This window comes from Sphingopyxis sp. (assembly GCF_035998965.1).
In the GTDB taxonomy this organism is placed as follows: domain Bacteria; phylum Pseudomonadota; class Alphaproteobacteria; order Sphingomonadales; family Sphingomonadaceae; genus Sphingopyxis.
The window spans coordinates 1-14,330 of the sequence record NZ_DASYHE010000103.1; the positions used below are offsets into that span (position 1 = coordinate 1).

The 14,330-nt window shown below is 63.6% G+C and carries 14 protein-coding genes; 9 read left to right on the top strand and 5 right to left on the bottom strand.

What is annotated here, in order from left to right; genetic code table 11:
• The 3 genes from VGN68_RS19955 to VGN68_RS19965 all read left to right on the top strand — a co-directional run.
• Positions 1-240, top strand: a 240-nt coding sequence (locus VGN68_RS19955) for a hypothetical protein (RefSeq protein WP_327479386.1), incomplete at its 5' end; no start/stop codon positions are given.
• Positions 241-447: 207 nt separating this feature from the next.
• Complete coding sequence (locus tag VGN68_RS19960) at positions 448-750, top strand: hypothetical protein (protein WP_327479388.1); 303 nt, start codon at positions 448-450, stop codon at positions 748-750.
• Between the two features lie 245 nt (positions 751-995).
• Positions 996-2,003 carry a hypothetical protein gene (locus VGN68_RS19965; RefSeq protein ID WP_327451651.1) on the top strand — a complete coding sequence of 336 codons (1,008 nt, stop codon included), beginning with the start codon at positions 996-998 and terminating at the stop codon, positions 2,001-2,003.
• Here the strand turns inward: VGN68_RS19965 and VGN68_RS19970 are convergent.
• Entirely contained in the window at positions 1,991-2,752 is a 762-nt protein-coding gene (locus VGN68_RS19970; protein ID WP_327479390.1) for a hypothetical protein, read from the bottom strand. The two genes, VGN68_RS19965 and VGN68_RS19970, sit on opposite strands and share 13 nt — an antisense overlap.
• A 202-nt stretch (positions 2,753-2,954) precedes the next feature.
• Between VGN68_RS19970 and VGN68_RS19975 the strand changes: the two genes are divergently transcribed.
• From VGN68_RS19975 to phhA, 6 genes are all read left to right on the top strand, one after another.
• Positions 2,955-3,725: a hypothetical protein gene (locus VGN68_RS19975; protein ID WP_327479392.1), complete on the top strand. Its 771-nt coding sequence runs from the start codon at positions 2,955-2,957 to the stop codon at positions 3,723-3,725.
• Positions 3,726-4,117: 392 nt separating this feature from the next.
• Positions 4,118-5,287: a sterol desaturase family protein gene (locus VGN68_RS19980; RefSeq protein ID WP_327479394.1), complete on the top strand. Its 1,170-nt coding sequence runs from the start codon at positions 4,118-4,120 to the stop codon at positions 5,285-5,287.
• A gap of 215 nt (positions 5,288-5,502) precedes the next feature.
• Entirely contained in the window at positions 5,503-5,895 is a 393-nt protein-coding gene (locus tag VGN68_RS19985; RefSeq protein ID WP_327479396.1) for a hypothetical protein, read from the top strand.
• A gap of 150 nt (positions 5,896-6,045) precedes the next feature.
• The gene (locus VGN68_RS19990) at positions 6,046-8,055 is read left to right on the top strand and encodes a TonB-dependent receptor family protein (RefSeq protein WP_327479398.1); all 2,010 of its coding nucleotides are present in this window, start codon (positions 6,046-6,048) and stop codon (positions 8,053-8,055) included.
• Between the two features lie 16 nt (positions 8,056-8,071).
• Entirely contained in the window at positions 8,072-9,427 is a 1,356-nt protein-coding gene (locus VGN68_RS19995) for a PepSY domain-containing protein (RefSeq protein WP_327479400.1), read from the top strand.
• 40 nt (positions 9,428-9,467) lie between these two features.
• Positions 9,468-10,343 carry a phenylalanine 4-monooxygenase gene (phhA, locus tag VGN68_RS20000; RefSeq protein ID WP_327479402.1) on the top strand — a complete coding sequence of 292 codons (876 nt, stop codon included), beginning with the start codon at positions 9,468-9,470 and terminating at the stop codon, positions 10,341-10,343.
• Between the two features lie 98 nt (positions 10,344-10,441).
• Here phhA and VGN68_RS20005 read toward each other — a convergent pair whose 3' ends face one another.
• The 4 genes from VGN68_RS20005 to VGN68_RS20020 form a co-directional block, all read right to left on the bottom strand.
• Positions 10,442-11,413, bottom strand: a complete 972-nt coding sequence (locus VGN68_RS20005; protein WP_327479404.1) for a 50S ribosomal protein L11 methyltransferase — start codon at positions 11,411-11,413, stop codon at positions 10,442-10,444.
• Between the two features lie 3 nt (positions 11,414-11,416).
• Positions 11,417-12,109: an SDR family oxidoreductase gene (locus VGN68_RS20010; protein WP_327479406.1), complete on the bottom strand. Its 693-nt coding sequence runs from the start codon at positions 12,107-12,109 to the stop codon at positions 11,417-11,419.
• A 160-nt stretch (positions 12,110-12,269) separates the two neighbouring features.
• Positions 12,270-13,622, bottom strand: coding sequence for a methyl-accepting chemotaxis protein (locus VGN68_RS20015; RefSeq protein WP_327479408.1), 1,353 nt, complete (start codon positions 13,620-13,622; stop codon positions 12,270-12,272).
• A 127-nt stretch (positions 13,623-13,749) separates the two neighbouring features.
• Positions 13,750-14,223: an Lrp/AsnC family transcriptional regulator gene (locus VGN68_RS20020; protein WP_327479410.1), complete on the bottom strand. Its 474-nt coding sequence runs from the start codon at positions 14,221-14,223 to the stop codon at positions 13,750-13,752.
• Positions 14,224-14,330 lie beyond the last annotated feature (107 nt).

A 14,330-nucleotide genomic window follows, 5' to 3' on the forward strand; every position in this document is an offset into this window, starting at 1 on the left:
GCGCTGCGTGCGCCTCCGGGCGGGCTACGCCCGCCCTCCGCCGCACGCAGCGCAAGGCTCACCTCGACAAACCCCTATCATATCCGCAAGGGGGTCCTTCTTCGACGCCGATCGGGGGTCCCGTTTGAACGCCGTTTGACAGCCCTGATAATCTTTAACACTGGCTGGATCGCATCAATTTTAATCTGGATCTTCGTGATCGAGGGTTATGCGAACGCAGTTACCGATGCCGCAGGCTAATCTGGCACCGTTAAGACACGGCGACGCTGCCGTAGGGTTTAAGCGGACTAAAGATGAGATGACCCGACCAACAGACACTCCTTGTCTTCCTGGCGAGCGAGGCGGGTCAATATTGGCCGAATTTCTGTAAATTTAAGTCGATCTCACGCCTGCGTCTGAAATTCCGCAGCGTGATTCACCGAACGCTCGGACGTTGAGCGTGGTCGGGTGCGCGAGGCATTGGCAACCGGCACGGCGTGCGCCGACCTGATCTTCAACATTCTGTCGCGGCGCCGCGAACCGCCTCGACCGCTCACCATCATCATCTCCGAGGAAAGCGCCTCGCGCCATCCGCCGATCGCCGACTGCGCCCGTTACGACCACCTGAGGACCTTCGATGCAGCGGCAAAACATGATGGAAGCGATGCGCGGGCTCAAGGCATGGCGGGCGCGTTCGACGATGCGATCACCACCGGCCTTCAGCGCCAGCGCACCACGATGGAGAAACTGACCGACCCTCTCCGCGCGTAAGCAACATCGCCATGCTGCCTCGCTCTGATACCGGATGGCGGCCGCCCGGCTGCCAGTCGGAAGGATGGAGGGTGTGTCCCTCATCTTGAGCCTTATCTTAGCTGACCATTCGGCCGCGACACAGCTGCTGGAGCGAGCGAGTCCAAACTCGCGCTCCATCACAGAACTGAAGATGTCCAAAGTCGTGAAGGCTTCACAATCCTAAACAGCTGAATTTTGTTATCTTTCATCAAGGGGAAAAAGCTATGTCCCACGACCTCATGTTCGTGGCACCCGAGCAGCGCGACGAGGTGCGTCGCAGGATCGCAGCCGTGGAACAATTCATTGCCGCGCCCGGGCGCAGGGCCGCCGAGGCGGCCGCTGCGAGACTAGGCCTCAGCACGGCCCAGTTCTACAACCTCGTCCGCGCTTGGCGGGCGAAGCAAAGACCGGAAATAATGATGGGTCGCCATTCGCCGCGCGAGATGCAATCCCGGATCGACCCATTAGTGCTCGATCTCATTGACGAGGTGATCAGCGCGGATCGCCGAGCTGCCGCCAGCGTCCTTGTCGAGCGAGTCCGTTCGTTGGCGGCGATCCGCGGTATTGAACTTCCGGACCCGAGCACTGTGGCGCGCTCCGTTCGACGCAAACGGCCGATGCTACTGACCGAAGAGCATAGGCGGGATGTCGATCTCATCATCGACCATACCGTCGTTGATCTGCCTGTCGACTTCGGTGATGGTCAAGCCCGACGCCCTCTCGTGACTGTCGTCATCGACGTCGCCTCCGAGGCTCCCGTCGCGTTGTCTATCTCCCGCTCGGTGCCGAGCCAGGCGGCCACCGCCGAAGCAATATTCGATGCGCTCCGCGGCGGCATCCGACACGCCAACGGTAGGGCAGCGAAGAGACGCATGAGCATCGTGGCGATGTCGGAGAAAGAGGGTGCCAATGTGGTCGCCACCCTGCGGCAGGCGGGTATCGATGCGGGCCTCATAATGACGGGCGCCCACGGTGGCGGGCTGGTCGTGGAATCGCTACTCGGACCGGAACCTGTCGGACTGCGGCTTAAGCAACGGCTCGTATGGCATCACGGCGAAAAGAGGTTGGCTGCAGTGCGTTCAGGTGCCCCGCCGCTGACAATCGCCGAAGCCGAGACGCTCATCAGGGGACGCCTACTTCACGGTCGTCCCACCACGGCGTTCAGCTCTTTAAGCAACCGCGACCAGGCATATCTGGCCAGGAGCTTGGCGAAGATCGCTCAAGCCGACTGAAGCGCGACCAGCGAGGCACGGATCACGGCGGCTAGACGTCCGTCGGTTACGCCACCACCAATGATGTTGGCTCGGGTCAGAGCGACAATGCGATCGACGTTGTGACGTTCAACCTCCCGCATCCAGATTCCACGTGCTTCTTCTAGCGCCACAATGGGGGCAACTCGACTCTTGAGGTATTCGTCGATGTCCATATCTGCCAGCAAGGTGCGCCGGGAATTCAACGGTATCCTGCCAATCCGCGGACCAGTCACCTGCTGGACTTGCTGACCAAAGGAAAACCCGCCAGCCCGGCCCATCACCAGTTCGCTGACATGCGGCTCCAGCGTCTGGATCAACGACTCAGCGTGTATGTCCGGTGGCAACATCCAGCCCAAACTCGGCATCGTATCGGGCTGGGGCGGCAGATCGGCCCTGTTAAGCTGAAGAAACGAAAGGCCGGCGGATAAGGCTTCGCGCTGGAGCGCACGGCCGTTATCTTTTCTGCCGAGCGCCGAGCCTAGAACGAGGCCACTAGCTGTTTCCATCAAGATGGCCGCCACCGCGAGGGCACGCTCTGTTCCGTCGAGAACAATCTGGACAGCGGTAAGGTCCAAGACCATTTCGCCACCAAATGCAGCGCGGACAAATTTGGGATCCCCAGTAAGCCGCCGACGTTCATCGCCGACTAGCCGCTGAAGGCGCTGGAGGACGGTGAGTGCGTGGTTGGCACCCGCGTCGGTCCGGACGAGATCCGGGTTCGCCTCCATGATACGCCTCGCGACATCAACGTTACGCGAGAGCGGGTTCGAGCGTAACAGGGTCTCGGCTTCTTTCCGAAGCGGACTCTCATCGCTGGCATCTACGCGCCTGCCGCTACGAGTGTCGTGCGGGACCAGACCGGCGAGCGAGTGGGTGCGCCACGCAACGCGCAAGTTGTAGAAGGCTGCGCGCTTAGACGGATCAATTTCAATGGCCCTGTTTGCGCGGCAGACCTATCTCCCGACCTACGCGATCGAGAATCTTTGTGATCATGGGATACTCGAGCGCGAAAGTGACCCAGCACTGTTTCACCTTCGCCATGGCTCCAGCATCACACGGACGTCGATTGAGTCGCTTCGCGCGACGATATTCGAATTGGAACGCGGCACGGCCGCGAGCGATGCCGTCCCGCTCGGGACCGCCACGCGGCGGATTGGAGGCCGCTTAAAGCCATGGGCCGATATCGTAGTCGCATTGCGAGACCGGTCGCTTACGTGCTGGATAGCTCCCAACGCGACTTCGGAGACACCCTGGCTACGCAGCATCCTGATTGCGCCTTCCCAATTCGCTCAGTTCGACAGTATCCCGATGACCGAGCCACCCGGACAAAGCCCACGATCGCTCGCCGACTGTTCGTTGTCCGATGCAAAGGAAATTCTCAACCTTCGAGGCACACCATCAGTTGATCTTCAGGACGTCTTCGCAAAAGAAATCGCGGCATGCGAGCAACGGGGCCCGCGCAAGGCAGTTCCGATGGCGAAGGTCCTAGAGAAGGCTGAACAAGAAATCGGCATCGGCGAGATCTGTGCACGTGCTAATTGGAACGCGCGTCAGGCAAAATGGGCGCTGGCACTCTTCGCGAATGATCGCACGGCATGCGGGTGGAACCGCGCCGCAATCGAGAAATCGGGGGTTTTGGAGACGCAAATTAACTGGAGCGTCAGAGCGCATCGCCGCGATCCAAGGACGTTGGGGTCGTAATAGCTTGTAACCGGTCGTATTAGGTCAAATTAGCTTGTAGCCTGTCAGCTTGTTCTACCCAAGGAACGTGGGTCGTTTCAAGGTTGGGCGAAGGGCGGGGTAGGATGGTCCTCCCTGTGGCGAAGCCATGGGGAGGGGGACCGTTCGCGAAGCGAATGGTGGAGGGGCCGCGACCTTGGCGCCATTGCCCCTCCGTCAGTCCTTCGGGCTGCCACCTCCCCATGGCTTCGCCACAGGGAGGATGTTCCGGATGGTGCGCGTCGTCACAGACGGTTCGGCGTGGTAACCTATCGCTCTCGTCACCCCGGACTTGATCCGGGGTCCATGACGTTAGGGGCGATGATGGATGCCGGATCAAGTCCGGCATGACGAATGAAGGGTTGGGGGACCAAATGGCCAAACGCGATTATCTGACCAACCTCATGCGCGATCTGGAATCGCATACCGAGGTGCGGCGGTTTGGCAGCGGGTGGCTGTCGGGGTTTTTCGCGCTGCTGTTCGCGATCGTCGGGTTCGGGATGGTGATCGCGCTGCGCTTCCCCGACTGGTTCGCGACGCCGGAACTGGCGATCATCAAGGATTGGGGCGGGTTTCGCGGGGTGGTGCATCTGGTGCTGCTCGCGAGTTACGGCCTTGCGCTGCTCAGCCTGTTGCTGCGTCCGCGCAAGGTGCTTGGCGCGACCGCGTTGATGATTGCGCTCGCCGCGACGCTGATCGGCGGCGCCAATGTCCAGCCTGAGGAAACGCGAAGCTGGGGAATTTTCTTCGGACTCGACTTTTTTGTCGTCAACCTGTTGATCACCGGCTTCATGTTCGCGCCGCTCGAACGACTGTTCCCGCATCGCCGCGCGCAGCGCCTGTTCCGTACCGAATGGCGCGAGGATCTGTTCTATTATCTGGTCAGCACGATGTTCGTGCAGGTGCTGGGCTTTCTGGCGCTCGCGCCGTCGACGATCATCAACGAAAGTACGAACAGCTGGGACGCTTTCCGAGCGACCGTCGGCTCGCTACCCTGGCTGGTGCAGTTTGCGATCGTACTCGTCGCGTCGGACCTCGCGCAATATTGGTACCACCGGTTGTTCCACAAAGTGCCGTTCCTGTGGGGGTTCCATGCGATCCACCACAGCGCCAAGTCGATGGACTGGCTGGCCGGATCGCGGATGCATTTTGTTGAGATCATCCTGCTGCGCTCGATCACCTCGCTGCCGCTGTTCACTTTGGGGTTCAGCCCGTCGGTGATGCAGGCTTATATCGGCTTTGTGTATGTCTGGTCGTCGCTGCTCCACGCCAATGTCGGGGGCAATTTCAACCGGCTGGGCCACTGGATCGCGACGCCGCGCTTTCACCATTGGCACCATGGGCTGGAACGTGAGGCGTTCGACGTCAATTTCGCGATCCATTTCCCGTGGCTCGACAAGATTTTCGGGACATTTCATCTGCCGAAGGACCGCTGGCCGGAGAATTACGGCATTCCCGAGGATGTGCCGAAACATTATTGGGGGCAGTTTCTCTATCCGTGGAAGCGGACGGGGAAGAAGATCGACGAGACGCCGGCGGAGTAGCGCCCGGCACGAAGTCGCCGGATGGTTCTCCTTATATTCGCGCAGAGGCGCAGAGAACGCAGAGACGATAGGCGCAGCGGTCCTCGACCCCGCCGACCCACATTTTTTTGAGCGGCTTTGCCGCTCAGTTCATTTTCTCTGCGTCCTCTGCGCCTCTGCGCGAATCTTTCCACCGCTTCTTGCCAGAACCAGCGACCGGACATAAAGGCCGCCGTGTGCGCCTGCTCGCTGCCTTTCGCCGTCCCGGCATCTTGCTGTTGTTGCCGCTGCTGCTCGCGCTCGGCGCGCGGGTGCTGGTCGCGCCGGGGTGGATGATCGAGAGCGATGCGGGCGGGTCGATCACCGTGCGCATCTGTTCGGACCCGACCGATCCCGGCAAGACGGTGACCATCCCGCTGGAAAAAGCGGGCAGCCATGACGCGGGCGAGACGCAGCAGCATTGCCCGTGGGGCGCGCTGGCGAATGCGCCGATCGTGCCGGGTGAGCCGCTGTTGCTGGCGGCACCGATGGTTGCGGCGCCGAACCCGGTGGCGGTGCGGTCGCTGGGCTTTGCGCCCGGCATTGCGTCGCCGCTGCCGCCGAGTACCGGACCTCCTTCCCGAGCTTAATTGTCATCCCGGCGCAGGCCGGGATCTCACCCTTGCGTATTGGCGCAGCGTTGAGACCCCGGCCTGCGCCGGGGTGACGATCACATGAGCATTGCGCTCAAGGCTGTGCCTTCGGCGTGGATCCAAACTGTTTCCGGGAAGAATCTTCCAATGACAACAACTGCCTATCGGGCGGCGCCTTTGCTGGCGCTCGTCCTCTCGCTCGTCCCTGCCGCGGCGCACGCCGCCGAGGCGGAAGCCGATGCGACGATCATCGTCACCGCCCCCGAACTGACCAACGAGGCCGAAGCCCGGGTCGCCAAGACCGCGGGCGGCGCCGACGTCGTCAGCCATCAGGATTATGCCGACAAGTCGATCGTGTCCTTGCGCGACACTTTGGCCTTTTCGCCCGGCGTCTATCTCCAGCCGCGTTACGGGCAGGAGGTCCGCATCTCGATCCGCGGATCGGGGCTGTCGCGCGGCTTCCATATGCGCGGTCTGACGCTGCTCCAAGACGGGGTGCCGATCAATCTGGCCGATGACAATGGCGATTTCCAGGAGCTGGAGCCGATCTTTTTCGACCATCTCGAAGTCTATCGCGGCGCCAATGCGCTGCGTTTCGGGTCGGGCACATTGGGCGGCGCGGTCAATGGCGTGACGCCGACCGGGCGCACGGCCGAGGGCTTTTACCTGCGCGGTGACGTCGGCAGTTTCGACAGCTATCGCGGGCTGGTGTCGGCAGGCGTTGCGAGCGAGCGCGTCGATGCGTGGGCGGCGGTGAGCGCCGACACGTCGAGCGGCGACCGCGAGCATGTTAATCGGCGCAGTTTCCGCTTTCACGGCAATGTCGGGCTGAAGCTGAGCGATGTCGTTTCGACGCGTTTCTATGCCAGCTATAACGACATAAAGCAGGAAATCCCCGGCGCGCTGACCTTTACCCAGGCGCTGACCACCCCACGCGCGGCGAGCGCAGCAGCCGTGGCGGGCGATCAGGCGCGCGACATCGTGTCGCTGCGGCTCCAGAACCGCACCACGTTCGACTGGGGCGCGTTCAAGCTGGATGTTGGCGGCTTCGTCAACGCCAAGTCGCTCTATCACCCGATCTTTCAGGTGATCGATCAGGACTCGCTCGATCTGGGTGGATTTTTCCGCGCCGATTATGCCGCGGGGCCGGTCGAGGTGACGCTGGGCGGCGAGCTGCGCCGCGGCAGCACCGATGCGCGGCAATATGTGAATATCGCCGGGCGGCGCGGCGCGCTGGTGTTCGATGCCGATCAGACCGCGCGTACCGCCAACATCTATGGCGAGGTGCGGGTGCGGCCGGTCGAACAGCTGACCTTGATCGCGGGCGGCGTCTATGCCGACGGCTTCCGCAAGCGGCGGGTCAATGTCTCGACCTCGCGCGACGGGCGGATCGATTTCGACGCCTTTTCGCTCAAGTTCGGCGTGCTGTTCGAACCGAGCGAAGATGTACAGTTCTTCGCCAACTACAGCCGCTCGGCGGAATTTCCGGGCTTTGGCGAAGTGTTCCAGACGATCGGCACGCCGCCGGTCAGCCAGGTGGTATCGACGATCCGTCCGCAGCGCGCGTGGACGGCCGAGGTCGGCACCCGCGGCAAGACCGGGATCGTCAGCTGGGATCTGGCGCTCTATCGCTCGACGCTAAAGGGTGAATTGCTGCAATTCACGACCAATGTCAGCATTCCGGCGGCGACCTTCAACGCCGATCGCACGCTGCATCAGGGGGTCGAGGCGGCACTGGAAATCGCGCCGACCGATTGGCTGCGGCTGCGGCAGGTCTATACCTACAGCGACTTCCGGTTCCGGAATGACAGCCAGTTCGGCGACAACCGCCTGCCGGTGGTGCCGAAGCATGTCTATCGGGTCGAGGCGCGGATCGGGAGCGACGCGCTGCACATTGCGCCGAATGTCGAGTGGGTGCCCGATGGTCCCTACGCCGATTATCGCAACCTGGTGCAGACGCCGGGCTATGCGCTGCTGGGCGTGACGGGCGGGGCGCGGATCGCCGAGGGGATCGACGCCTTTGTCGACGTCCGCAACATCACCGGCAAGAAAGCGATCGGCGACATCAGCGCGGCGATCACGGTGACACCGACATCGGCGGTCTATTATCCGGTCGAGCGCCGCGCGGTGTCCGCGGGCATTCGCGCGCGCTTCTAAAAAAGGAGGACAGGGGATGACCGACATCAACCGGATTCCGCTCTATCGCACGATCTGGCGCTGGCATTTTTACGCCGGGCTGTTCGTCATCCCCTTCATCCTCATGCTGTCGGTGACGGGGGCGGCCTATCTGTTCAAGCCGCAGCTCGACCGGTGGCAGGAGCGTGGCTGGCGCGACCTGCCGATCGCCGAGCGGGTCGATGCCGATGCGCAGGTGAAGGCAGCACTGGCCGCCTTTCCCGGCGCGAGTTTTCATTATTACCGCTTGCCGGAGGCGCCCGGCGATGCGGCGATCGTTCACGTCGGGCTTCCAGCCGGCGGGATGCGCGACGTTGCGGTGTCGCCGCGGGGTGCGGTGATCGGCAGCGCCAATCCCGACGACCGCATTTCGGCGTGGCTGGCGAAGATTCACGGCAGTCTGCTGATCGGCAAGCCCGGCGGCATCATCGTCGAACTGGCGGCGAGCTGGGCAATCGTGATGATCCTGACCGGGCTGTATCTGTGGTGGCCGCGCGGGCGCGGGCTCGCTGGGGTCGTGTGGCCGCGCCTGTCGCTCGGCGGGCGCACCGCGCTGCGCGACCTGCACGCCGTGACCGGGTTCTGGGTGTCGGGGCTGGCATTGGTGCTGTTGCTCACCGCCTTGCCGTGGACCGATGTCTGGGCGCAGGGCTTCCGCGCCGTGCGTGCCGAAATGGAGTGGGTGCAGGGCGCGCAGGATTGGAAAAGCGGCGGCGATGCCGGTCATCATGCCGCGCATGATCATCGTGCGATGGCCAAAGCTACGCCTGCTCCCGTAGCGGTCGGCGATGCGCCGCGCGTCCCGCTCGATCGCATAGTGCTGCGCGCGCAAAACGAAAATCTGCCCGCGCCGGTGATCATCCAGCCGCCGGGGGCGCCGAACCATTTTGGCCCGCCCAATGGCGACACCTGGACGCTGACCACCCAGACGCAAAACCGGCCGCTGGTGCGCAAGGTGAATTACGATGTCGTCACCGGGATCGAAGTGTCGCGCAGCGGTTTTGCCGACAAACATGTCATCGACCGCATCGTCGGCATCGGCATCGCCTGGCACGAGGGCGCGCTGTTCGGGATCGTCAGCCAGCTGATCGGGGTGCTCACCGCGCTGATGCTAATCACTCTCGCGGTGTCGGGGTTCCTGATGTGGCGCCGCCGCAAGCCCGAGGATGAGCTCGGCGCCCCGCCGCTGCCGCGCGATCCGGCGAAGCTGAAGGGGGTGGCGGCGATTGTGCTGTTGCTCGCCGCGCTGCTGCCGCTGCTCGCTGCCTCCCTGATCTTGCTATGGATCGTCGATCGGCTCATCGTCCCGCGCCTGCCGCGCGCCGCCAAATGGCTGGGAGTCGTTCGCGCATAAATGGTTTCTTTTGAAACCAGTTCATGTTAGGTCGCAGCTTATGAAAGACGGCTTTACCCACGTTCATGAAACGCCGCCGCCAGAGGCCGCGGCCGACTGGACGATATCGCAGGATTGGGACGCCTTTTCCGCCGCCGAACATGCGATGTGGGACAAGCTGTTCGCGCGCCAGTCGGCGATGCTGCCCGGCCGCGCCTCGGAGGCGTTCCTGCGCGGCATCGACGTGCTGCGGCTCGAAAAACCAGGGATTCCCGACTATCGCGAGCTTAACGCGCGGCTGATGGCGGCGACGGGGTGGCAGGTGGTCGCGGTGCCGGGGCTGGTCCCTGACGAGGTGTTTTTCAACCACTTGGCCAACCGGCGCTTTCCCGCGGGCAATTTCATCCGTACCCCCGAACAGCTCGATTATTTGCAGGAACCCGACGTGTTCCACGACGTGTTCGGCCATGTCCCGATGCTCGCCGACCCGGTGTTCGCCGATTATATGGTCGCCTATGGCGAGGGCGGTCTGCGCAGCCTGCAATTCGACGCGCTGAAGCAGCTGGCGCGGCTTTACTGGTATACGGTGGAGTTCGGGCTGATCCGCGAGGCGGGCGGCCTGCGCATCTATGGCGCGGGGATCGTGTCGTCTTATGCCGAGAGCGTGTTTGCGCTCGACAGCGACAGCCCGAACCGGATCGGGTTCGACCTCGCGCGGGTGATGCGCACCGATTACCGGATCGACGACTTCCAGCAGAATTATTTTGTGATCGACAGTCTGGACCAGCTGCTGGACACCACAGTGAACACCGATTTTGCGCCGCTTTATGCCGCCAATGACGCGCTGCCGCCGATCGCGATCGCGGATATCTTGCCGGGTGATGCGGTGATCACGCGCGGTACCCAGGATTATGCGTTAGGCAAACAAACCGCCTGAACCCGTTCGTGTCGAGCGAAGTCGAGACACGCATGTGTGGCGCACGACTTCGGGGTGTCTCGACTTCGCTCGACACGAACGGAAACGGCTGCGGTCTGCTACCAGCTCCCGAAACTCGCATCCGCTGGATCGGCGCGATGGAAGGCGCGTTCCTTGCGGCGCCAGCCGTAACGGCGGCGTTTGACCAGCAGCAGGCATGGCCATTCGGCGCTGCCGCCGCGCGCGGCGAGGCGGAAACCCTGCGAGCGATAGGCGGCGAGCACTGGGTCCATCTGGCGCGCGATCAGCCCGGCAAGGATGGCATGGCCACCCGGCGCCGTCGCGGCGGCGATGTCGGGGGCGAGGGTGATCAGCGGCCCGGCGAGGATGTTGGCGATCACGAGATCATAAGGCGCGCGGTGGCGTATCGCCGGATGGTCGGTCCCCGGTGCAACCGCGAGCGTCAGCGCGCCGCTGCCGCGACCGAGCCGCACGCGGTTGATCACGGCATTGTCGCGGGTGACAAAAATGCTCGCGGGATCGATGTCCGACGCGATCGTGCGGGCGCTGGGCCATAAGGACATCGCGGCAAAGGCCAGCAGCCCGGTGCCGGTGCCGATGTCGGCGATATCGCGCGGGGCCATGCCTTTGCGCTTCAGCCGGTCGAGCATTGTGAGGCAGCCCGTGGTGGTGTCGTGACCGCCGGTGCCGAACGCCTGACTCGCGTCGATCAGGAACGGCGTGGTGCCGGGCGGGGCGCGGTCGGCGTAGCTGCTGGTGTGGACGAAAAAGCGGCCGGCCTGGACGGGTTCCAGTCCCAGCTGCGACAGCGTGACCCAATCCGCTTCGGGAAGCTCTGCGACGACGGCTTTTGTGCCTTTCGCGCTCGTCACCAGCGATTGCAGCAATTTGACCAGTGCCGCCCCGGGCTTGTCGTCCATATACGCGTCGAGCTGCCACAGCCCCGCAACCTCGTCGATCTCGCGCGTCACGATGACGGGCGCCTCGGGCAGCGCGTCGAGTTCGGGAATCTCCCCCGACAGCGCCTCGGCCTCGGCGCGCGTACAGGGGAGCGAGACGATCCAGCTCATTGGTCAGCGCACATAGCTCGCGCCGTTCACATCGAGCACTGCGCCGGTCATCGATGCGGGGGCGTCCATCGCGCACCAGCGCGCCATTTCGGCGACCTCGTCGGGCATCGCGACGCGGCCGAGCGGGATTTCGGCGAGCAATTTGTCACCGCCGCGGCTGGCCAGATAGTCGTCGGCCATACCCGTCATCGTGAAGCCGGGGCAGATGGCAAAGGCGAGGATGCCGTCCTTCGCATAGGCGCGGGCGATCGTTTTGGTCATCGCGACCATACCAGCCTTTGACGCGGCATAATGCCAGTGGGCGGGGCTATCGCCGCGGTGTGCGGCGCGGCTGGCGATATTAACGATGCGGCCGTTGGTCTGGCGAGCCTGCCAGTGCAGGACGGCGCGGCGGCAAAGGTCGGCGCTGGCGGTCAGGTTGATCTGGAGCGTGCGGTTCCAGCTTGCGAGCCAGTCGACGTCGTCGCTGTCGATCGGGTTGGCTTCGAAAACTCCGGCGTTGTTGATCAGCACGTCGATGCGGCCGTCGAGCCGATCGAGACAGTGCTGCCATAGGCGGACAGGGGTGGCGGGATTGGCGAGGTCGCCGTCGGCGCTGGATAGGGCGACGGTTTTGGTCTCGTCCGAGGTCAGCGTTTCGGCGATAGCGGCGCCGATGCCGCGGCTGGCGCCGGTGATCAGGATGTGGGTTTGCATCCCTCTGCCTTAGGCAGGGGCAGGATGCTTGCCAAGCGGGTGCGGTTAAAGCGCCATCTTCCCTATGCGTCATCCCGGCGAAGGCCGGGATCGCAAGCTGGGCGCCTTGCACAATCGGCGAGATCCCGGCCTTCGCCGGGATGACGATGTGGTAAGGGGGCTACGCCACCCGGCGGCTGAACTCGCTCGCGGCCTGTTCCAGCTGCTGCAACCGCCCACCCATCTTGCCGAATTCCTGGCTGAGCACGCTGATCTCGCTGGCGACCATCCCCGAATCGTTGCGGATGCTGGCGATCGTCGATGACATGCTGTCGGCGGCAAGCGCCGTTTCATCGACTGCGGCGGTGATCGAGGTGACGGTCTGTGCCTGCGCGTCCATGGCATCGCGGATGCGCTGCGCCGAGCGCTGCACTTCGACAATCGTCGCCTGGATCGACTGGTTGGCGCTTACCGATCCGCGCGTCGCCTGTTGAATCGCCGTGATCTTGCCCGCAATATCGTCGGTGGCGCGCGCGGTTTCATTGGCCAGGCTTTTGACCTCCTGTGCGACGACGGCAAAGCCCCGGCCCGATTCGCCGGCGCGCGCGGCCTCGATCGTGGCGTTGAGCGCGAGCAGGTTGGTCTGGCCCGCGATTTCGCGGATCAACCCCAAAATCGATTCGATCGATTCGGCGTGGTGCGAGAGTGCCTCCGACATCGCGACGGCCTCGCCCGCCTGTTCCGATGCGCGGGTGGCGACGCTGGCCGACGCTTCGACCTCGCTGCGCGCATCCTCGATCGCGCGGATCAGCCCGGCGGCGGTCGACGCGGCTTCGCGCATCGCCATCGCCGATTGTTCGGACGCGGCGGCGACTTCGCTGGTCTTGGCGATCATGCCCTTCGCCGCCTGATCGGCAGAGGCGGCCTGTTTGGCGAGTTGTTCGCGCACCCCGTCGGTGTCCTGCACCAGCGAGGCGATCGAGCGATCGAAATCGCCCGCCAGCATCTGGCGTTCGCTGGAAATCACCGCGCGGTCGAGCTTTTCAGCATAGCGCTGCATGATGTCAAATTCGAGCAGCGCGAGCCGGTTGACGGCACTGGTCAGCCGGGCCAGCCGTTCCGCATCGTCGATGCACGCGGCGACGATATAATCGATGGTGAGCCGCTGGCTTTCCGCGATGCACGACATGACAAGCGCCAGCGGCAGTTTGACGCGCCGTGCCATATGCGCGTTCTGGCAAGCGATTGTCGCCACTTCCTGTCCGGCCGCGTCGGCATATTTGACGTCCGAATGGCGCGCGCTGCCGCGCACATAGGATTCGAGCAGTTCGCCTTCGACGGCGCGTTCGACGCTGGGCAGCGCGTTGAACGCATCCCAATAGGCGCGCGCAATCGCTTCTTCGCGTCCGGCGATGATCGCGTGGATCTCGGCGGCGTTGGCGGCCAGCTGACCGTCGAGGTCGTAATAGGGGAAGCGATCGGCCATCGAAATCGGGTCGATTTGCTGCTTATGAATCGGATTTTCCTTCACCATGATCCTGCTTCCCTGATCGATCCACTGGGGCACGAGTCTGCCGCTCGTCATCGTTCCCAAAACATGTGACCGGGGTATGCGCCAGCGATGGTAAATTGGTCGTTAACCAGCGAATCGTTTTTGCGGCCTAATGCTGATCGACCGTCGGCACGGGATAGCCCTCGAAGGCTTTGATCGTGCGCAGCGCAAAGGCGCTGTGCATCGCCGCAACCCCGGGCAGGCGTGACAGGCAGTGGCGGTGCAGCCGGTCGAAATCGGCAACATTGCGCGCCGCGACGCGCAGCCGGTAGTCGGATGCGCCCGACAGCAACTGGCATTCGAGGATTTCGTCAAAGCTTTTGACCGCGCTTTCAAAGGCGGTCAGCGCTTCCTCGCTCTGTGAGGTCAGGCTGATATCGACAAAGACGTCGAGCCCGAGGCCGATGCGGTCGGGCGCCAGACGCGCGGTGTAGCCGGTGATGATCCCCGCCGCCTCCAGCGCGCGGATGCGGCGGTGGCACGCCGACGCCGACAGCCCGACCGCTTCGCCCAGTTCGGCAGCGGGACGCGGGCCGTGCCGTTGCAGCATGTCGAGGAGCTTGCGGTCGATTCGATCAATCATTGTGCGTCCCTTGATCATATTACGCGTGATTTGTGCGTGTTTGTCGCGAAACCAGCGACGATATGCAAGCACCTCGCGCGCCGTTTCTGCTATCAGGCAGAGTCATG